At 57.7% G+C, this 20489-nt stretch carries 14 protein-coding genes; 11 read left to right on the top strand and 3 right to left on the bottom strand.

All coding sequences use genetic code 11. The annotated features are described in order from the left end of the window. Positions 1-284 precede the first annotated feature (284 nt). The 11 genes from KO1_RS20085 (at position 285) to KO1_RS20135 (ending at position 10929) form a co-directional block, all read left to right on the top strand. Positions 285-917 carry a fumarylacetoacetate hydrolase family protein gene (locus KO1_RS20085; RefSeq protein WP_004108542.1) on the top strand — a complete coding sequence of 211 codons (633 nt, stop codon included), beginning with the start codon at positions 285-287 and terminating at the stop codon, positions 915-917. Further along, positions 914-1678 carry a fumarylacetoacetate hydrolase family protein gene (locus KO1_RS20090; RefSeq protein WP_004108544.1) on the top strand — a complete coding sequence of 255 codons (765 nt, stop codon included), beginning with the start codon at positions 914-916 and terminating at the stop codon, positions 1676-1678. The genes KO1_RS20085 and KO1_RS20090 overlap by 4 nt, the downstream gene beginning before the upstream one ends. Beyond that, positions 1675-3141, top strand: a complete 1467-nt coding sequence (hpaE, locus tag KO1_RS20095) for a 5-carboxymethyl-2-hydroxymuconate semialdehyde dehydrogenase (RefSeq protein ID WP_004108546.1) — start codon at positions 1675-1677, stop codon at positions 3139-3141. The genes KO1_RS20090 and hpaE overlap by 4 nt, the downstream gene beginning before the upstream one ends. 1 nt (position 3142) lies before the next feature. After that, a complete protein-coding gene (gene hpaD, locus KO1_RS20100) occupies positions 3143-4000 on the top strand; it encodes a 3,4-dihydroxyphenylacetate 2,3-dioxygenase (RefSeq protein WP_004108548.1) in 858 nt (285 codons plus the stop codon). 12 nt (positions 4001-4012) lie between these two features. Beyond that, positions 4013-4393, top strand: a complete 381-nt coding sequence (locus KO1_RS20105) for a 5-carboxymethyl-2-hydroxymuconate Delta-isomerase (protein WP_016809284.1) — start codon at positions 4013-4015, stop codon at positions 4391-4393. Positions 4394-4520: 127 nt separating this feature from the next. Then, a complete protein-coding gene (gene hpaH / locus KO1_RS20110; RefSeq protein WP_004110326.1) occupies positions 4521-5324 on the top strand; it encodes a 2-oxo-hept-4-ene-1,7-dioate hydratase in 804 nt (267 codons plus the stop codon). A gap of 10 nt (positions 5325-5334) precedes the next feature. Further along, on the top strand, positions 5335-6126 hold the full coding sequence (gene hpaI / locus KO1_RS20115) for a 4-hydroxy-2-oxoheptanedioate aldolase (protein WP_016809283.1): 792 nt from the start codon (positions 5335-5337) through the stop codon (positions 6124-6126). A 69-nt stretch (positions 6127-6195) separates the two neighbouring features. Then, complete coding sequence (gene hpaX / locus KO1_RS20120) at positions 6196-7572, top strand: 4-hydroxyphenylacetate permease (protein WP_004108554.1); 1377 nt, start codon at positions 6196-6198, stop codon at positions 7570-7572. Between the two features lie 9 nt (positions 7573-7581). Then, positions 7582-8472 carry a 4-hydroxyphenylacetate catabolism regulatory protein HpaA gene (hpaA, locus tag KO1_RS20125; RefSeq protein ID WP_004108556.1) on the top strand — a complete coding sequence of 297 codons (891 nt, stop codon included), beginning with the start codon at positions 7582-7584 and terminating at the stop codon, positions 8470-8472. A gap of 362 nt (positions 8473-8834) precedes the next feature. Next, positions 8835-10397, top strand: coding sequence for a 4-hydroxyphenylacetate 3-monooxygenase, oxygenase component (gene hpaB, locus KO1_RS20130; RefSeq protein WP_004108559.1), 1563 nt, complete (start codon positions 8835-8837; stop codon positions 10395-10397). A gap of 19 nt (positions 10398-10416) precedes the next feature. Continuing rightward, positions 10417-10929 carry a 4-hydroxyphenylacetate 3-monooxygenase reductase subunit gene (locus KO1_RS20135; RefSeq protein ID WP_004108563.1) on the top strand — a complete coding sequence of 171 codons (513 nt, stop codon included), beginning with the start codon at positions 10417-10419 and terminating at the stop codon, positions 10927-10929. Positions 10930-10981: 52 nt separating this feature from the next. On the opposite strand, the gene KO1_RS28795 is transcribed toward KO1_RS20135, so the two are convergent. From KO1_RS28795 to KO1_RS20150, 3 genes are all read right to left on the bottom strand, one after another. Then, entirely contained in the window at positions 10982-11296 is a 315-nt protein-coding gene (locus KO1_RS28795; protein WP_032728857.1) for a hypothetical protein, read from the bottom strand. A 771-nt stretch (positions 11297-12067) separates the two neighbouring features. Beyond that, positions 12068-12442, bottom strand: coding sequence for a CDI toxin immunity protein (locus KO1_RS20145; protein ID WP_004108566.1), 375 nt, complete (start codon positions 12440-12442; stop codon positions 12068-12070). Between the two features lie 4 nt (positions 12443-12446). Continuing rightward, on the bottom strand, positions 12447-20432 hold the full coding sequence (locus KO1_RS20150) for a two-partner secretion domain-containing protein (RefSeq protein WP_071991995.1): 7986 nt from the start codon (positions 20430-20432) through the stop codon (positions 12447-12449). Positions 20433-20489 lie beyond the last annotated feature (57 nt).

Raw genomic sequence — 20489 nt, forward strand, 5'->3', positions numbered from 1 at the left:
ACATACCTCTGAAGTAAATCCCCAATCTGTTAATAAGTTAATAATTAGCGCTAATTCCCTCCGAAGGCAACCGGTTTCTGCCTCTGAAAAGTACCAGATGGTACAACTGCTTTTGTTATCTAATTGATTAATAATAATTAAAATACAAATCTGTAAATTTATTGTTAATCCGATCACAAAACATTCACTTCTGTTTGCCAAACATTCCCGCAAAGCATAAAAGATGATCATTAACATATTAATGAATTAACTGACTTCCCAAATCCGTAGCAGAGGAGTGGTAAATGAAAGGTACCATCTTCGCCGTGGCGCTTAACCACCGCAGCCAGCTCGACGCCTGGCGCGAAGCGTTTCAACAGGCCCCCTATAAAACGCCGCCGAAGACCGCGGTCTGGTTTATCAAACCGCGCAACACCGTTATCGGCGATGGCGAGAGCATTCCCTACCCGCAAGGCGAAACCGTGCAGAGTGGCGCCACCGTGGCGCTGATCGTCGGTAAAACCGCGCGCAAAGTCGCTGCAGAAGACGCCGCGGCTTATATCGCCGGGTACGCGCTGGCGAACGACGTCAGCCTGCCGGAAGAGAGCTTCTATCGTCCGGCCATCAAAGCCAAATGCCGCGACGGCTTCTGTCCGCTTGGCGCACTCGCGCCGCTCAGCGATGTCGATAACCTGACCATCATCACCGAAATCAACGGTCGCGAGGCGGACAGCTGGACTACCGCCGATCTCCAGCGCTCCGCCGCCGAGCTGCTGAGCGCCCTGAGCGAATTCGCCACCCTCAATCCCGGCGATGCGATTCTGATCGGTACGCCCCACTCCCGCGTTACGCTGCGCCCCGGCGATCGCGTACGTATTCTCGCCGAGGGCTTCCCGGCGCTGGAAAACCCGGTGATTGATGAAGGAGAGCTGGCATGAGGCAAGCACGTATTGAGTGGCAGGGACAGCGGCACGATGTCCAGGTGAATGAACGTGGTCAGGTCCAGCTCGCCAACGGCAGTCTGCTTAAGGAAGGCGAGTTTCGTTGGCTGCCGCCCGCCGACGGCACCCTGTTCGCGCTGGGCCTGAACTACGCCGATCACGCCAGCGAGCTGGCGTTTACGCCGCCAACCGAACCGCTGGTGTTTATCAAAGCGCCCAACACCTTTATCGGCCATAGGCAAGAGTCGGTGCGCCCGGATAACGTCGAGTACATGCACTACGAGGCTGAACTGGTGGTGGTGATCGGCAAAACCGCGCGTAAGGTCGCCGAAGCCGACGCCATGGAGTACGTAGCCGGGTACACCGTCTGCAACGACTACGCCATCCGCGACTACCTGGAAAACTACTATCGCCCCAACCTGCGGGTCAAAAGCCGCGACACCCTGACGCCGATAGGCCCGTGGATCGTCAGCAAAGAGGCGATCCCCGATCCGCACAACCTGGCGCTGTGCACCTGGGTCAACGGCGAGCTGCGCCAGCAGGGCACTACCGCCGATCTGATCTTCAGCATTCCGTTCCTGATCGCTTACCTCAGCGAATTTATGACCCTGCAGCCGGGCGACATGATCGCCACCGGCACGCCGAAGGGGCTGTCGGACGTGGTGCCGGGCGATGAAGTGATCGTCGAAGTGGAAGGCGTCGGCCGTCTGGTCAACCACATCATTAGCCAGCAGGCATATGAGGAAAAGCTGTCATGAAAAAAATTAACCACTGGATCAACGGCAAAAACGTCGCCGCCGCGGAGTATTTCCATACCACTAACCCGGCCACCGGCGAAGTGCTGGCGGAGGTCGCCTCCGGCGGGGCTGACGAGGTGAATCAGGCGGTGGCGGCGGCAAAAGAGGCGTTTCCGAAATGGGCCAATCTGCCGATGAAAGAGCGCGCGCGTCTGATGCGCCGGCTGGGCGATCTGATCGACCAGAACGTCCCGGAGATCGCCGCCATGGAGACCGCCGACACCGGCCTGCCGATCCACCAGACCAAAAACGTGCTGATCCCGCGCGCTTCGCACAACTTCGAATTCTTCGCCGAAGTGTGCCAGCAAATGAACGGTAAGACCTATCCGGTTGATGACAAGATGCTCAACTACACCCTCGTGCAGCCGGTCGGCGTCTGCGCGCTGGTGTCGCCGTGGAACGTGCCGTTTATGACCGCGACCTGGAAGGTGGCGCCGTGCCTGGCGCTGGGGAATACCGCGGTGCTGAAAATGTCCGAACTGTCGCCGCTAACCGCTGACCGTCTTGGCGAGCTGGCGCTGGAAGCGGGTATTCCGGCGGGCGTACTGAACGTGGTTCAGGGCTACGGCGCGACGGCGGGCGATGCGCTGGTACGCCACCATGACGTACGCGCGGTATCGTTTACCGGCGGTACCGCCACCGGGCGCAACATCATGAAAAACGCCGGGCTGAAAAAGTACTCCATGGAGCTGGGCGGCAAATCGCCGGTGTTGATTTTCGAAGACGCCGATATTGAGCGCGCTCTCGACGCCGCGCTGTTCACCATTTTCTCGATCAACGGCGAACGCTGCACCGCCGGCTCGCGCATCTTCATTCAGCAGAGCATCTACCCCGAGTTCGTTAAACGCTTTGCCGAACGCGCGAATCGCCTGCGCGTCGGCGACCCTACCGACCCGAACACTCAGGTGGGTGCGCTGATTAGCCAGCAGCACTGGGAGAAAGTCTCCGGCTATATCCGCCTCGGCATTGAAGAAGGAGCGACCCTGCTGGCCGGCGGCGCGGATAAGCCCGCCGATCTGCCTGCCCATCTGAGAAACGGCAACTTCCTGCGGCCAACGGTGCTGGCGGACGTCGATAACCGCATGCGCGTGGCGCAGGAAGAGATTTTTGGCCCGGTAGCCTGTCTGCTGCCGTTTAAAGACGAGGCGGAAGGTCTGCGCCTGGCCAACGATGTGGAGTACGGCCTCGCCTCTTATATCTGGACCCAGGACGTCAGCAAAGTGCTGCGCCTGGCGCGCGGCATCGAAGCCGGAATGGTGTTCGTCAACACCCAGAACGTCCGCGACCTGCGTCAGCCGTTCGGCGGCGTGAAGGCCTCCGGTACCGGCCGTGAAGGCGGCGAATACAGCTTTGAAGTGTTCGCTGAAATGAAAAACGTCTGCATCTCGATGGGCGACCATCCGATCCCAAAATGGGGAGTCTGATATGGGAAAGTTAGCGTTAGCAGCAAAAATTACTCACGTACCGTCGATGTATCTCTCTGAACTGCCGGGTAAAAACCACGGCTGCCGCCAGGGAGCCATCGATGGGCATAAAGAAATCGGCAAGCGGTGTCGCGAGCTGGGTGTGGATACCATCATCGTCTTTGATACCCACTGGCTGGTCAACAGCGCCTACCACATCAACTGTGCCGACCATTTCCAGGGCGTCTACACCAGCAACGAGCTGCCGCATTTTATTCGCGACATGACCTATGACTATGACGGTAATCCGGAGCTCGGCCACCTGATTGCCGACGAAGCGGTCAAACTCGGGGTCCGTGCCAAAGCGCACAACATTCCAAGCCTGAAGCTGGAGTACGGCACCCTGGTGCCGATGCGCTACATGAACAGCGATAAGCATTTCAAAGTGGTCTCTATCTCGGCGTTCTGTACCGTCCATGATTTTGCCGATAGCCGCAAGCTGGGCGAAGCCATTCTTAAAGCGATTGAGAAATATAACGGCACCGTGGCGGTCTTTGCCAGCGGCTCGCTGTCGCACCGTTTTATCGACGACCAGCGCGCCGAAGAGGGAATGAACAGCTATACCCGCGAGTTCGATCACCAGATGGACGAACGGGTCGTGAAGCTGTGGCGCGAAGGCAAATTCAAAGAGTTCTGCACCATGCTGCCGGAGTACGCCGACTACTGCTTCGGTGAAGGCAATATGCACGACACGGTGATGCTGCTGGGCCTGCTGGGCTGGGACAAATATGACGGCAAAGTAGAGTTTATTACCGAACTCTTTGCCAGCTCCGGCACCGGTCAGGTCAACGCCGTCTTCCCGCTGCCGGAAACGGCGTAAGGAGCACGCAGAATGCCGCATTTTATCGCTGAATGTACCAACAACATCCGTGAGCAGGCTGATTTACCGGGTCTGTTCAGCAAAGTGAACGCCGCGCTGGCGGCAACCGGCATCTTTCCTATCGGCGGCATTCGCAGTCGCGCCATCTGGCTGGATACCTGGCAGATGGCCGATGGCCAGCATGACTACGCCTTCGTGCATATGACGCTAAAGATTGGTACCGGACGCAGCCTGGAGAGCCGTCAGGACGTGGGCGATATGCTGTTCACGCTGATCAAAGCCCATTTCGCCGCGCTGATGGAGAGCCGCTATCTGGCGCTGTCGTTTGAGATCGATGAACTGCACCCGACGCTGAACTACAAGCAGAACAACGTACACGCGTTGTTTAAATAGGTGCGGCCCGCCCCTCTCCCGGTGGGAGAGGGTGAAAACAAGTACTGCCACAAACCCCAGGCCGGCTAAGACGCCTACGCGTCGCCACCCGGCGCAGCAGCACCGAATGACGTAACAGGAAGCAACTATGCTCGATAAACATACCCATAGCCTGATCGCCCAGCGGCTGAACCAGGCGGAAAAACAGCGTGAACAGATCCGCGCTATTTCGCTGGATCACCCGACGATCACCATCGAAGACGCCTACGCGGTACAGCGCGAATGGGTAAATATGAAGATCGCCGAAGGCCGCGTGCTGAAAGGGCATAAAATCGGCCTGACCTCGAAAGCGATGCAGGCCAGTTCGCAAATCAGCGAACCGGACTACGGCGCGCTGCTGGACGATATGTTTTTCCACGACGGCGGCGATATTCCTACCGACCGCTTTATCGTCCCGCGTATCGAAGTAGAGCTGGCTTTCGTGCTGGCCAAACCGCTGCGCGGCCCCAACTGTACCCTGTTCGACGTCTACAACGCCACCGACTACGTGATCCCGGCGCTGGAGCTGATTGACGCCCGCTGCCACAACATCGACCCGGAAACCCAGCGCCCGCGCAAAGTCTTCGACACCATCTCCGATAACGCCGCCAACGCCGGGGTGATCCTCGGCGGCCGTCCGATTAAACCCGACGAGCTGGATCTGCGCTGGATCTCCGCCCTGCTCTATCGCAACGGCGTGATTGAAGAGACCGGCGTCGCCGCAGGGGTGCTGAATCACCCGGCCAACGGCGTGGCCTGGCTGGCGAACAAGCTGGCGCCTTACGACGTCCAGCTGGAAGCCGGGCAGATTATTCTCGGCGGCTCCTTTACGCGCCCGGTGCCGGCGCGCAAAGGCGACACCTTCCACGTTGATTACGGCACCATGGGCGCGATTAGCTGCCGGTTCGTCTAGGAGGAATATGATGAATAACGCCTTTAAAGACGCCATAAAAGCGGGTCGACCGCAGATTGGCCTGTGGCTGGGACTGACCAGCAGCTACAGCGCTGAGCTGCTGGCCGGGGCCGGGTTCGACTGGCTGCTGATCGACGGCGAGCACGCGCCAAACAGCGTGCAGACGATACTGACCCAGCTGCAGGCGATCGCCCCTTATCCCAGCCAGCCGGTGGTGCGCCCCTCGTGGAACGACCCGGTGCAGATTAAACAGCTGCTGGATATCGGCGCGCAAACCCTGCTGGTACCCATGGTGCAGAACGCCGACGAAGCGCGGCTGGCGGTGAAAGCCACCCGCTATCCGCCCGCGGGTATTCGCGGCGTCGGCAGCGCCCTCGCCCGGGCCTCGCGCTGGAACCGCGTCCCGGATTATCTCCATCAGGCTAACGACGCGATGTGCGTGCTGGTGCAAATCGAAACTCGCGAAGCGCTCAACAATCTGCCGCAGATCCTCGATGTCGAGGGCGTGGACGGCGTGTTTATCGGCCCGGCGGATCTGAGCGCCGACATGGGCTTCAGCGGCAACCCTCAGCACCCGGAAGTACAGGCCGCCATTGAGCACGCCATCGGGCAAATTCGCGCAGCGGGCAAAGCGCCGGGGATCCTGATGGCCAACGAACAGCTGGCGAAGCGTTACCTGCAGCTCGGCGCGCTGTTTGTCGCCGTCGGGGTCGATACCACCCTGCTGGCCCGCGGTGCGGAAGCGCTGGCGGCACGGTTTGGCGCAGAAAAAACCGCCGAGGGTTCGTCAGGCGTCTATTAACGCCAGGTGGCGCAGCGCCACCCGGCAACCCGCAGTACCCTACAAAATTCCCATTAGAGGAAAATGATAATGAGCGATACATCATCTGCCATCCCGGAAAAGTTCGATCCGGCTAATCAGCACAAGCAGCTGACGGCGCAGCAGCAGTCGGTTATCAACAAGCTCTTTCGTCGCCTGATCGTGTTTTTGTTCGTGCTGTTTATCTTTTCGTTTTTAGATCGCATCAATATCGGCTTTGCCGGGCTGACCATGGGGCAGGATCTGGGCCTTAACGCCACCATGTTCGGCCTTGCCACCACCCTGTTTTACGCGACCTACGTCATTTTCGGCATTCCGAGCAACGTGATGCTCAGCATCGTCGGCGCCCGCCGCTGGATCGCCACCATCATGGTGCTGTGGGGCATCGCCTCCACCGCCACCATGTTCGCGACCGGGCCGAATAGCCTCTATATCCTGCGCATGCTGGTGGGGATCACCGAGGCCGGTTTTCTGCCCGGCATTCTGCTCTATCTGACCTACTGGTTCCCGGCCTTTTTCCGCGCCCGCGCCAACGCGCTGTTTATGATCGCGATGCCGGTGACCACCGCGCTGGGGTCGATTGTTTCAGGCTATATCTTGTCGATGGACGGCCTGTTGAACCTGCACGGCTGGCAGTGGCTGTTCCTGCTGGAAGGCTTCCCGTCGGTGCTGCTCGGTATTATGGTCTGGTTCTGGCTGGATGATTCGCCCTCGAAGGCCAAATGGCTGACCGCAGAAGATAAAAAATGCCTGCAGGAGATGATGGACAACGACCGCCTGACGCTGGTCCAGCCGGAAGGGGCGATCAGCCATCACGCCATGCAGCAGCGCAGCCTGTGGCGGGAAGTGTTCACGCCGATCGTGCTGATGTACACCCTGGCCTACTTCTGCCTGACCAATACGCTCAGCGCGATCAGCATCTGGACGCCGCAGATCCTCAAAAGCTTTAACGAAAGCAGCAGCAATATCACCATCGGCCTGCTGGCGGCGATCCCGCAGATTTGCACCATTCTGGGAATGATCTACTGGAGCCGGCACTCCGATAAGCACCAGGAGCGTAAGCATCACACCGCCCTGCCGTTCCTGTTCGCCGCCGCAGGCTGGCTGCTGGCGTCGGCGACCGATCATAACCTGATCCAGTTGCTCGGGATCGTGATGGCTTCGACCGGATCGTTTAGCGCGATGGCCATTTTCTGGACCACGCCGGATCAGTCGATCAGCCTGCGCGCCAGAGCGATTGGTATCGCGGTGATCAACGCGACCGGCAATATCGGATCGGCGCTCAGCCCCTTTATGATCGGCTGGCTGAAGGATATTACCGGCAGCTTCAGCAGCGGTCTTTGGTTCGTCGCCGCCCTGCTGATCATTGGCGCAGTCATTATCTGGGCGATTCCGATGAAAGGATCGCGTCCGCGCGCGACGCCGTAAGGAGCCGCTATGTGCCAGAGTCCTGTTGCCAATATCGATATTAATAAAGAGTACGATGAGAGTCTGGGAACGGAGGAGGTACATTACCAATCCTTTGCCCGGATGGCGGAGTTTTTTGGCCGCGATATGCAGGCGCACCGTCACGACCAGTATTTTCAGATGCACTTTCTCGATACCGGGCAGATTGAGCTGCAGCTCGACGATCATCGCTATTCGGTGCAGGCGCCGCTGTTTGTCCTGACGCCGCCCTCGGTGCCGCACGCTTTTATCACCGAGTCCGATAGCGACGGTCATGTGCTGACGGTGCGCGAGGATCTGGTCTGGCCGCTGCTGGAGGTGCTCTATCCCGGCACGCGGGAGGCTTTCGGTCTGCCGGGCATCTGCCTGTCGCTGGCCGATAAGCCCGAGGAGTTGGCGGCGCTGGCGCATTACTGGCGGCTGATTGAACGGGAATCGACGTCGCAGCTGCCGGGGCGGGAACATACCCTGACGCTGCTGGCGCAGGCGGTGTTCACCCTGCTGCTGCGCAACGCGAAACTTGACGATCATGCGGCCAGCGGGATACGCGGCGAGCTCAAGCTGTTCCAGCGGTTTAACCAGTTGATCGATAGCCACTACCACCAGCACTGGACGGTGCCGGATTACGCCAGCGAGCTGCATCTGACCGAATCAAGGCTAACCGATATCTGCCGCCGCTTCGCCAACCGGCCGCCCAAGCGGCTGATTTTCGACAGGCAGCTGCGCGAGGCCAAACGGCTGCTGCTGTTTTCCGACAACGCGGTAAGCGAAATAGCCTGGCAGCTGGGCTTTAAAGATCCGGCCTATTTTGCCCGCTTTTTTAACCGCTTAGTCGGCTGCTCGCCGAGTGCCTATCGGGCGCAGAAAGTACCGGTGTCGTAAGATCTTTCCGGGGGCGGCGCGGCGAATTCGCAGCCGTCTGAGAGGCGGTAGCCCGGGCAAGGCGGGTCAAGCGCCGCCCCCGGGAGCAGAGCGCAGAGTATCTGAATTTCCCGGAGGCGATGCTGCGCATCTGTCCGGGCTACAAATTCAAAACCCGCCGTGGCTTGTCGTCGGTTCACCGGAGAGCCAGGCCGGAAAATAGAAAAACCAACCCCCGATCACATAACCCAACCCCGCCTGAAAAGTACCGACCATTGACCTAAAAGTCTCTTCACGAAAGCCGCGTTAACCGCTTCAATTGAACAACAAAAACAAAACATAAATTTAACATCGCATTCCGATTAATACTGAAGAGGTCACCTATGAAACCTGAAAATTTCCGTGCAGACGCTAAACGCCCGTTAACTGGCGAAGAGTACCTGAAGAGCCTGCAGGACGGCCGCGAAATCTATATATACGGCGAACGCGTTAAGGACGTGACCATCCACCCGGCGTTCCGCAACGCCGCCGCCTCCGTCGCCCAGATGTACGATGCGCTGCATAAACCCGAGCTGCAGGATACCCTGTGCTGGGGCACCGATACCGGCAGCGGCGGCTATACCCACAAGTTCTTCCGCGTCGCGAAAAGCGCCGACGATCTGCGCCAGCAGCGCGACGCCATCGCTGAATGGTCGCGCCTGAGCTACGGCTGGATGGGCCGTACCCCGGACTACAAAGCCGCATTCGGCTGCGCGCTCGGCGCAAACCCGGCATTTTATGGTCAGTTTGAACAGAACGCCCGTAACTGGTACACCCGCATCCAGGAAACCGGCCTCTACTTTAACCACGCCATCGTCAACCCGCCGATCGACCGCCATAAGCCAGCCGACGAAGTGAAAGACGTCTATATCAAACTGGAGAAAGAGACCGATGCCGGGATCATCGTCAGCGGCGCGAAAGTGGTGGCCACCAACTCGGCGCTGACCCACTACAATATGATTGGCTTCGGCTCGGCGCAGGTGATGGGCGAAAACCCGGACTTCGCGCTGATGTTTGTCGCGCCGATGGATGCCGAAGGCGTTAAGCTTATCTCCCGCGCCTCCTATGAACTGGTCGCCGGAGCAACCGGATCGCCCTACGACTATCCGCTCTCCAGCCGCTTCGACGAAAATGATGCGATCCTGGTGATGGATAATGTGCTGATCCCATGGGAAAACGTGCTGATCTATCGCGACTTCGATCGCTGCCGCCGCTGGACGATGGAAGGCGGTTTCGCCCGCATGTATCCGCTGCAGGCCTGCGTGCGTCTGGCCGTGAAGCTCGACTTTATCACCGCCCTGCTCAAGCGCTCGCTGGAGTGCACCGGCACCCTGGAGTTCCGCGGCGTACAGGCGGATCTCGGCGAAGTGGTAGCCTGGCGCAATATGTTCTGGGCGCTGAGCGACTCGATGTGCGCCGAAGCCACGCCGTGGGTTAACGGCGCGTATCTGCCGGATCACGCCGCGCTGCAAACCTATCGCGTGATGGCGCCGATGGCCTACGCCAAAATCAAAAACATTATTGAACGCAACGTCACCAGCGGCCTGATCTATCTGCCGTCCAGCGCCCGCGATCTCAACAATCCGCAGATCAACGAATATCTGGCGAAATACGTGCGCGGATCGAACGGCATGGATCACGTCGAGCGTATCAAGATCCTCAAACTGATGTGGGACGCCATCGGCAGCGAGTTTGGTGGTCGTCACGAACTGTACGAAATCAACTACTCAGGTAGCCAGGATGAAATTCGCCTGCAGTGCCTGCGTCAGGCGCAGAGCTCCGGCAACATGGACAAAATGATGGCGATGGTGGATCGCTGCCTGTCCGAGTACGACCAGAACGGCTGGACGGTGCCGCATCTGCACAACAATACCGATATCAACATGCTGGATAAGCTGCTGAAGTAAGCGGCAGCGGGAGGTCACAATGCAATTAGATGAACAACGTCTGCGTTTTCGCGATGCCATGGCCAGCCTGTCGGCCGCCGTTAACGTCATCACCACCGAAGGCGAGGCGGGCCGCTGCGGTATCACCGCCACCGCGGTCTGTTCGGTGACCGATACGCCGCCGTCGGTGATGGTCTGCATCAACGCTAACAGCGCGATGAATCCGGTGTTTCAGGGCAACGGCAAGCTATGCATCAACGTGCTGAACCACGAGCAAGAGGAGATGGCGCGCCACTTCGCCGGTATGACCGGGATGACGATGGACGACCGTTTCGGCCTCAGCTGCTGGCAAAAAGGCGCGCTGGGCCAGCCGGTGCTGAAAGGCTCGCTGGCGAGTCTCGAAGGCGAGATTAGCCAGGTACAGACCATCGGCAGCCACCTGGTCTATCTGGTAGAAATCAGGAATATAACCCTGAGCCAGCAGGGCCACGGGCTGATCTACTTTAAGCGCCGCTTCCATCCGGTGATGATGGAGATGGAGGTCGTGGCGTAATGGCCTCGCCAGCCTCTCCCCGGATAACGGGGAGAGGCAACACAGATTCGCGTTAGCGTTCCTGCTGTGTAAACTGTGTCAGCGCTGCACCGCCTGCGCCACCTTCTGTTCTTTCCACCCTTCTTCCCTTTAATCCTGTATTTCTGGTAAAAGCTCCAACATACGTCGCAATGAGCACATCCGTTGGATTAACTTCTCCATTAATAAGATACTGAATACCAGCATTTTCTGTTCCGCCCATCGCGCCAGTAACCTGCATTCCACCCGGCAGGTAGATTAGCCCCCGCTGAAGCCAACGTACCTGCATAAGCTTTATTCTCAGCAATTCCTCGCTGCCAGGCTTCACCAGAGGGGTTAACTGCACCATGCTCTCTGGCTTTCTCACCCTGGCTCCATTCGTTCCTACCCATCAGGTTATTCTCCACACTAATCCCAACTCTGTGGATGAATTTTTATCCTATCTTTGCTCTAAAATCCTTTTAGTTTGAATAGTCTGGCAATAATAAAAACCGCACCAGTGAAGATTCCAATCACACAACCAATTTTAATGGTTTTGAGTATATCGGCTTTTTTCAAATCAAAAGTTCCTGTTAGCATTCAAACTAAAACGTCTATAGACAAAGTTATACACAGGAAACTAACAATACCCCCAAGAATACAGGCGATAAATAGAATCAGCAGGTTTAATATTTTCTCATTGAAGGATTTCATTTCAATTTCTTCTCAATGATTGGTTCGAGTTTTTCCCGCCATATTCTGAAGAGAAAGATGCTCCTATGTCGCCAAAACTGCCTGGAATGTTACTCGGTGTAACTTCTTTTGAGATACCAAAGTCACCTTTAATCTCAGTATACTTTAGCATAATAGGATTAAACTTCGGATCCCAACCTGCTTTCCACCTAGTTTGCCCATGCATTTGTACCCCAAGAAATGCCTTTGCCTATACCATAACCAAACCCAGCACCAATACCATTTGTAATTGCGCCTGAACCTACGCCTGAAGGGAAACTGGCTGAGGCGGGATTCAGTACCGACACGCCGGTCACGGTCAGCGTGGACCAGGGACGACTGGTGACAGAACCAGTCAAGGGCTGACGGGTAAAAAATCTCGGCTTTAACGCCGGAATTTTATATATCTCTAATTTTTTATACCCAGACGAATTATGTCTGTTGGAAATAGAGGTTGTAATATCAATTCATTGTTAAAAATGAACAGCTTAGGAGATAAAGCTGTAACGTCATAAATATTTTCAGCAACCAATACTAGGTTAGTTCTAAAAACAGGAATGTTAATGTTATCCACAAAAACAAACACATCATGTTTTTTATTATAACAATCGGATATGAGATGATTTATATCTTCATAATCTGAATAGTTAAAATCATCCCACAATAAGTTCCCATTAATAAATGGGAACTTATACAAAATATTAAGCGCATCCTTCTCTCTCTGTCCTTCAAGCACTTCGAAATCAGCACCAAGGGCCTCTTTACACTCATCAAATAAATTCATTTTTCTACCTATTCAACTGTTTCAATATGGTTTCAAACGCTTTTTCATTACCTTCAAATGGTATAACCTGCTTGACTGCTTTGCCCGGCCCTTTCCCTTGAGAGTAATCCCATACGTTGATGTGCGTTCCCTTTTCAGGATCATAATCAACACGCCAACCAACCTTACCATCATTAGATTGCCGTCCAATTATTTTTCCATTCCCAGCACTCACTTCTAGTCGCCCAATTACAGGCTTAGAGTCAGCACCCAAATTACCCACAATATTTAGCGCCTTATTTCGAGCATTTTCCCAGTTTTTTTCAGATTTTAATATTGTTTCAATTCGAGTCGCTGGACTTGGTACTTTCCTCCCTGGCAACATAATGCCTGCCAGCAGCCCGCCCGTTGCTTCCAGTGCAGCTTGATTCCCGCCAGCCGCCTGTTTAACCGTATCCGCAACCGCAGACCAGGTTTCACCCTGCATCAGCGTGGTAACAGTATCCGCCAGCGCCTGATTCTTCCCGGCCAGGTCGCTCATCGCTTTACTGCAGTAACTGTCACCCACAGCACAGGAAGCCAGCACCATGGCCGCATCAGCAGCATAGTCAACAGAACCTAATGCCGCATCGCCGGTATCAGCAAGGCCATTGATAATGGCGTTCGCGATGGCAGAAGTGGTGCCTTCACCCAGCTTTTCCCTGACCTGATTTTTCAGGGATTCAGCAGCCTGTTTCGCCGCTTCTCGGGCCTTATCACCGCTCAGCGAGTTATTCTCAACCGCGTTCTTCCCGGCCTGCGCCCCCGCGACCGCATCCCCGCTGCTGCCTCCGCTAAGCCCCCCCATCAGTCCCGCCGCCAGCGTACTCAGCGCGCTTATCGTCGACTTCTGCTCATCCGACAGCTCTTCTGTCTTAACATCCGGATAATATTCTGCCGCTATCCAGCGCCCCAGCAGTTCGCCGCTCACCGCGCCTGCCGCCCCCGCCAGCGCGCTGTTATTTCCCGATGCCGCCGCTATCGCTCCCCACACCGCGTGCGCCATCGCATTGGCTTCCACATTCACCTTGCCTGTCGCGCTGTCCGTCGTCTGGCTGTGAATGATTTCCGCCACATACGGACTCACTGCGCCGCTCGCCGCCTGCGCCAGGTTGCCGCCCGCCAGACCCTCCATCGCCGCCGTTATCGCCTGCGCCACCTTCTGGTACTTTCCGCCCGTATCGTAGTCCGCCGTCGCCGTCCGGCTCACCTGCGCGCTGATTTGTTCCTCGCTCGGATGGGCATTCCCTCCCGCTACCAGCATCTCCCGTGCCGCTGCCCGCGCAGCCGGGTCGCTCTGCGCCGCCTGCGCGTTCAGCTTGCCCTGCGTCACGAGCACATCACTCACCTGGCGACCTGTTTCACCTATCTTCTGCGCCACCGCCAGCCGGTTCTGCTCTTTCTCCTTATCAAATATCGGACTCAACGTTTGGTTCGCATGCGCCGCATCCCGGCTTAACCTCGTCACGTCTTGCTGCTGACTCGTGCCGTCGCGGATAACGATACTGCCCTCGCTTACCGCCGCCCGCGTCAGCGAACTGTCGCTGCCGCTGCCGTTCGCACCCATCAGCAGACCGCTGGCCGCATTCCCCAGGAACTGCCCCGCCACGCTACCGCTCGTGCTCGCCCCCACGCTCTGCTGCTCCACGCTGTACTCGGCAGAGTTTTTAATATCCCGGAAACCCAGCGTCCCGGTATCCAAGCGGTTCAGCTCCGCCGCCGTGCTCGCCAGCACGCTGCCATTCAGTTGCGTATGCCCGCCCACCTTCACATCAAAACCGCCCTCGCCGGCAAAAATCCCCGTTTGCGCCTCCACCGATGCCCAGGTGCTGTGCATTTTGCTCTGGCTCAGGTTGAGAGAGCCCGAACCGCCGCCCATGCTGCCGCTCGCCCCCACGCTGCCGCTACGCTGCTTCGAATCGTAGTTATCGCTGTCCTGTTCGCTACTCAGCGTCAGGTTACGCCCGACGTCCATTGTCACCTGATGGCCGCTCACCTGCGCCCCGGTCAGCGTCATATCGCGACCGCTGACGATAGTCACCCGTTCCCCGGCGCTGAGGGGCGTTTCGTTATGCATCAGGCTGTTGCCCTTCTCGTGGCCCTTCGCGGCATTGGCGCTGGCGCTGACCGTCAACCCGTTCGCGCCCTGACCGAAGTTAATACCGACGCCAAACGAACTCCCATGGCTCTCGTTTTTACCGCTCAGGGTGCTGACGTTCTCCGCAGAGAATAAATTCACATCGCGCGCGGCATTGAGTAACGCGCTGCCGCCGGCTTGCAGCTGGCTGCCCTCAACGTTGATATCCGCCTCAGTGGCGATAATGCTGAGATTGGTGCCGGCCATCAGGCTACTGCCGCGGCTGGTGTTCTGCGTTTGTCGCTGAGTGGATTTCGATGACTGGCTACCCCAGGAAAGGTTGACCCCTATCATGCTCTCCGGACTGGAATCCGCAGTCTGCATCTGCGATGCCTGATACGCCTGTACGCCCGATAATGCCGACTGCAGCCCGCTCAGCGCGGCGAGACGGCCATTGCTCTCGGTGCTGGCCTGGTTAGCGCTGGAAACCGCGGTATTAATGGCGCTGCCCACCATCCCGGATAACGCCAGCGTCAGGCCGCTGGTTTTCTGTTCCACGGTATGGGTCTGGGTGCTCTGGTTTTCCGCTGCCAGAATATTCACGGTTTTACCGGTCAACGCCATATTGTTGCCGGCCACCATGTCAGATCCCTGAATCGTCAACACATTACCGGCGCTCAGGCTAAGGTTGCCCTGTGAGCTTCCGACGGTACTGGCGGCGCTACTCAGCGTTGTCGTCACGTCGGTGGCTTTCAGCGACGAACTGCCGACGCTGAAGCCAACACCGCCAGTGCCGGAAAAGCCGCTATGTTTCTCTTTACGTAGATGGTTTTCCTGGCGACTCTCCTCGGCGGTGGCGATGGTCAGGTTACGCCCCGCCACAAGGTTGACGTCCTGGGTGCCGGCAACACTGCTGCCGGACACCAGCAGGTCGCGCCCGGCCTGCATCACAATACTGTCACCGCTAAAATTGCTGCCGATGGCGTTCTGCGCCCACACTTCATCGTGAGTGGTGAGCGAGCGGTGAGCCAGCAGGCCGCTGCTGCTTTGATGGTTGTTTTCCGTCAGATGCCATGAGGACTCGCCGCTGCTGAGGTTAATGTCATTGCCGGCGGCAACCGTCAGGCTGCTGGTTGCCGTCACGCTGGCGGCGCAGGCATGAATATCGTGGACGGCGGACAGCGCAACCGCGCCGCCATTAATTTGCGTGCCGATATCGCTACGCTGGGTCAAAGAACGATCGTTGCCTTTCCCCCAATTTCCGCTTTCGCTGTGGGTAGTGGCGAGCGTCCGCAGGTTGAGATCGTTGCCGGCGATAATCTTCGTCTGGCTGCCCGCCGCGCTGTTACTCACCATGCTTGCCGTCAGATTAATGTTATGTAACGCCTGCAGCCCCAGCTGGCCGTTTTCATTCTGGACATAAATCCCCGCAGGCCGATCGAGGCTGATGTTACCTGGGCCGCCGCCGAGGGTGCTGGCGCTGTTGAGATCACGCCCGGCTTGCGCGATCAGGCTATCGCCGCCCTGCAGCGTTCCGCCAATATTGTTGATATCAGTACGCGCGTTTAGCGTGAGCTGGTTGCCGCCGATATAGCCGCTGTTATGAATGTTTTCCGCGGTTAGTTGCGTCACGCCGCGGCTGTGGATGTGCCCGCTGTTGGTCACATCACGGCTCACACTGAGCGCCACGTTTTCACCGCCGAGCAACGCGCCGCTGCCATCAAGATCGCCCGCTTTAACCCGCGCATAAGCCTGCGGCACCAGCACATGCCGCACAGAGCCATCCGCTAGCGTGACCTCTCTGGCGACCAGCCAGACCATATCGCTGGTCAGCAGCGCCATCTGCGCTGGCGTCAGCGCCACCCCGACCGTCAGGTTGTACTGTTTGGCGAAGGCGACGCCCGCGTCCATCAGCGCCCGGTACTGCTCTTCATCGTTACTGTAGCCCTGGAGGTAGCGCTCGCCGCTCAGTTTAACGATCTGCTCACGCACCAGCCGCTGTTCGTAATAGCCGTCGCCAAGCCGCTTCATCGCCTGATCAACGCCCAGCTGATTTTGCATGTAGTCGCTGGCGAGCCACGCTTTACCGTTGGTAAAACGCGGATCGGTTTCCACCAGATAGCCTGCTTTAGCCTGTGGATCGATCTGATACAGACTGCTGACAGGAAGACGGGTATCCGGCGTGACGAGGCGAATAACCGTTCCGTCAGCGTTAACCGGCGTCACTTCCACCAGTCGTCCGGCAGGTAGTTCACCTGGCTCATCGGCGCGATCGCGCGGGGTAATCACACTGCTATGGCCATCAATTTGGGTATTGCCCTGCCACTTTATGGTTTGCAGATCGATAGTCTGAACCGTGGGCGTCGGTTCATATTCGCTACTTTTTTTCCCCTGGCTGGTTTTGGTGCCGCCAAACGGGCGGCTGGTCTTTTTCTCATACCAACGAGTCTGGGTACCGACGTCGGTGGTCACCCGTTTACCGGTCGTGGCGACGTTGTTTAGTTCGCTAATCACGCCACCGAGCGCTCCCCCGGCGATAATCTGGCTGTCGTAGTTATTCAGCTTATCGCTGTTGATGATGAGCCGGCCGCCGGAGAGGATTTTGCCGGGATCGCTTTCCACCACCTGCGTTTCCACAACGGTACGCTGGTACTGATATTCATAGAACTCATCGCCACGGCTACTGTCCGGCATGATGGCGTCGTGAACGCCGTATTTGTTTTTATAGCTGGTATCGACCAGCGACCAGTCGAAGCGCTGTACCGATCCTTTCAGCGCCGCTTCATGGCGCCATGACTGCTCGACCATCACATCTTTCGTCACCAGATGGTCGTTGTAGTTATTGATTTGTTGGATATCGATCGCCATATCACCGGCGGACTCAAGCGTTGCGCTGTGGTTATTAAAGACTCCCGCCCGGCCGCTGAGCGAACCGTCTTCGGCAAGTTGGCCGCCAATGGTAAGCGTACCGTCGCTGTAGATCAGCGCGTGATCCTGGTTATTGAGCGTGCCGACGCCCATTGCCAGCAATGCTCGTGCAGCAATCGTCGCCGCCACGCCGTTCTCCGCGGCGTTAGTCAGCGTTGCCACCTGCAGCGCGACGGCGTCGCCGTACAGGCGCCCGCTCCCGATATTGGTTAACGTCGTGGCGACAATATGGGTTAAACCACCGTCAATCAGTCCCCGATTGACCAACTCGCCGTTGACCGTAAAATGGTTCTCGCCAGCGCTGATTTCACCTTCCTGACGGTTATCCAGCTTCGCCACATAGAGATTGAGCACCTGGCCAACGCTGATAACACCCTGATTAATCAGTCCCAAACCGGAGAGATTCCACTGCAGGTTGCCGTTGGCGATGATCCTCCCGGCGTGATGAAACGCCTGACGCAACGTTAGTGACATATCGCCCTGAGAGAGCACCTCGCCATCGCCGCTGAGGGAATCGGCATCGAGAATAAGTTTGCTCGCGGCAAGTAGCGTCCCGCCCGTATTAGCCAGCACCAGGTTGACGCCTGCTATATCCAGAGCGGCGGCGGAGACGATCTGCCCCTGCCGGTTATCCAGCCCCCGATTGTGGATGGTGATGTTCAGGTTACCGCCGGACTGCAGTTCTCCCTGACGGTTATCAACAGCGGCGCTCTGAATACGCAGGGCATCAACGGCGGTAATTGTGCCCTGCTGATTATCCAGCAAACCGCTCGTCGTCAGGTTGACGCTGCCCCGCTGCGCCGAGCCAACCTGCCCGTGACGATTGTTAAGATTTTGAGCCCGTAGCCGGATGTCGCCGCTGGCGATGATATTCCCCTGCGAGTTATCCACCCCATGGCGCGCAGTGAGCTGAACGTCGCCCTGCGCCGCGCTGATTTTTCCGCCATGGTTGATCAGATTGTCGGCGTCAAGCTTGATATTGCCATTTGCGGCAAGAACGCCTTCGCGGTTATCCAGCCCTCCTTCAGAGCTCATGGCCAGGTCGCCCTGCGCCGCAATCAATTGCCCATGCTGGTTCCGAAGGCTTGCTACTTGTAGAGAAAGGCTACCGCCAGCAACGATATTCCCTTGTGAATTTTCCAGCTCATGACGCGTAGTGAGCTGAGCATTGCCTTGCGTCGTGCTGATCTTACCGCTGCGATTATTAATGTTATCGGAGTACAAAACGATATTGCCGTTAGCGGCAATAGTGCCTTCGCCGTTGTCCAGCACGCCATCGCTGGTAATCGACATGCCGCCGCTGCCGGTATGCAACAGCGTTCCGTTTTGATTGAGCAACTGGCTGGTGCTGAGCGTCAATGCATGGCTGTTGCTGGCGATCTCACCGCCGTGGTTATCCAATCCCGCGCAAAAATCAAGGCGTAGATCGTCCTCGCCCGTCTGCTGGATTACGCCCTGCTGGTTATCCAGCGCCATTGCTTTCAGCTCAAGCTGGCTGGCCGTCAACAGGCCACTGTGGTTTTTGAGTTTGCCGCTGGCGGCCAACTGGAGTTTTTCGCTGGCCGCCACCACCGCATCTCGGGTTGTGATATCGCCGGACGCGGCGCTGACCACAATCCGCGCCCCCGAGGTTCGACTGTTATCAAGATCCACTGCCCTGCCCTGCGCCGTCAGCGTCCCTGCCGCCATATTGCGGCCATTCAACGCCAGCGAAGTCTGGCTATTCAGCGTCAGCGCGCCGCTGCTGGCGGAAGAACCATCGCTATTTAATCCGGCGGCGAGCGTGCTATTTTGCGCGCTACGCAAAGTGCTGGCGGCAATCCGCGTATCACCTTGCGCGGCGATAATGCCGTCATTGGTTAGCGTCGCGCTGGCCGTCACCAGGCTATCTTTTCCGGCGTACAACTGGCCCTGATTGTGAAGATCGCCCTTAACGGATAGTTGCAGATTCTGTGCGGACTGAATCACGCTGCTGTTGCTGAGCGCGCCATCAGCGCTGATTGCTACGTCCCCCGCCGCCGCGCCGATATTGCCGGCATTGTGAACGCCTACGCCTCGCTCGGTACCGACAAGACGAATTTTATGGGCGTACATCCCACCTAGCGCGCTGACGTCTATCGCCACCGCTGGCGCCGCACTGCCGTCGGATGATTTTGCCGTCGTCAGACTGTGCGCCGCATCGATCTGATTACGCCCTGCAGTAACCTTTAGCTCCTGCGCCCAAACCCCGGCGTTGATTTTCACCGCGCGGGCGAGCAGGTCGGTGCTGTCTACCGAGCTCGCATCAAGCCCGCCTCCCTGTACGATAATTTCGCCGCGATTGACATCGTAACCGCTAATCTGCCCGTTGCTGTACTGCACCTGACCTGTCGTCAGCGTCGCGCGGTTGGCATTGATAAACCCGCAGCCGTCGCAGCTAATTCCGCCAGGGTTAGCTATCACCACCTGCGCTTTCTGCCCGGCAACCTCGATATAGCCATTCAGCCGGCTCGGATCACGGGTATTCACCTCGTTGAGGATCACTCTGGCTTCCCCTTTCGCCAGATTCGGGTTACCGGCGACCATCCCGGCCAGTTGGGTTGAAGTGCTGGCGTGGCTGTTATTCAGCACCACGCCGCGCCCATCGACGTCAAACTGGCTGTAGACGTTGCGCGAAACGCCTGCGCCACTCGGTGTCTGAATATTGACCTGCGGAGTGCCATTGGCGCTATTGGCGATCTGCGGTTGCTGGCCGCCGGGCGCATGGTTATCGGCGACAATCGCTGCCTTAGCCGGGGTGAGACAGGAAAACGCGAGCAGAAACCCAAAGGCCAGCGGCGCCAGGATGGACGTCAGCGTCGACCCGGTTCGCGCGTCGGCGCCAGATTGCGGCGACACGCCCGCCCGATGAGAGCGGGTCGTTTCCGCCACCACTATCAGCATCCCGCGAGCCTTATTAAATACGATTCGATAAAAGCGTTTATTCATTGCCGTTACTCGTCATCCGTTGTTCACCGCGGCGCGGAAAATCATCCCTGTGCGCAG

The sequence above is a fragment of the Klebsiella oxytoca NBRC 105695 genome (genome assembly GCF_001598695.1).
GTDB lineage: Bacteria > Pseudomonadota > Gammaproteobacteria > Enterobacterales > Enterobacteriaceae > Klebsiella > Klebsiella oxytoca.

Coding starts and splice junctions, on each gene's coding strand:
- KO1_RS20085 (WP_004108542.1), top strand. CDS start 285: ATGAAAGGTACCATCTTCGCCGTGGCGCTTAACCACCGCAGCCAGCTC.
- KO1_RS20090 (WP_004108544.1), top strand. CDS start 914: ATGAGGCAAGCACGTATTGAGTGGCAGGGACAGCGGCACGATGTCCAG.
- hpaE (WP_004108546.1), top strand. CDS start 1,675: ATGAAAAAAATTAACCACTGGATCAACGGCAAAAACGTCGCCGCCGCG.
- hpaD (WP_004108548.1), top strand. CDS start 3,143: ATGGGAAAGTTAGCGTTAGCAGCAAAAATTACTCACGTACCGTCGATG.
- KO1_RS20105 (WP_016809284.1), top strand. CDS start 4,013: ATGCCGCATTTTATCGCTGAATGTACCAACAACATCCGTGAGCAGGCT.
- hpaH (WP_004110326.1), top strand. CDS start 4,521: ATGCTCGATAAACATACCCATAGCCTGATCGCCCAGCGGCTGAACCAG.
- hpaI (WP_016809283.1), top strand. CDS start 5,335: ATGAATAACGCCTTTAAAGACGCCATAAAAGCGGGTCGACCGCAGATT.
- hpaX (WP_004108554.1), top strand. CDS start 6,196: ATGAGCGATACATCATCTGCCATCCCGGAAAAGTTCGATCCGGCTAAT.
- hpaA (WP_004108556.1), top strand. CDS start 7,582: ATGTGCCAGAGTCCTGTTGCCAATATCGATATTAATAAAGAGTACGAT.
- hpaB (WP_004108559.1), top strand. CDS start 8,835: ATGAAACCTGAAAATTTCCGTGCAGACGCTAAACGCCCGTTAACTGGC.
- KO1_RS20135 (WP_004108563.1), top strand. CDS start 10,417: ATGCAATTAGATGAACAACGTCTGCGTTTTCGCGATGCCATGGCCAGC.
- KO1_RS28795 (WP_032728857.1), bottom strand. CDS start 11,296: ATGGTGCAGTTAACCCCTCTGGTGAAGCCTGGCAGCGAGGAATTGCTG.
- KO1_RS20145 (WP_004108566.1), bottom strand. CDS start 12,442: ATGAATTTATTTGATGAGTGTAAAGAGGCCCTTGGTGCTGATTTCGAA.
- KO1_RS20150 (WP_071991995.1), bottom strand. CDS start 20,432: ATGAATAAACGCTTTTATCGAATCGTATTTAATAAGGCTCGCGGGATG.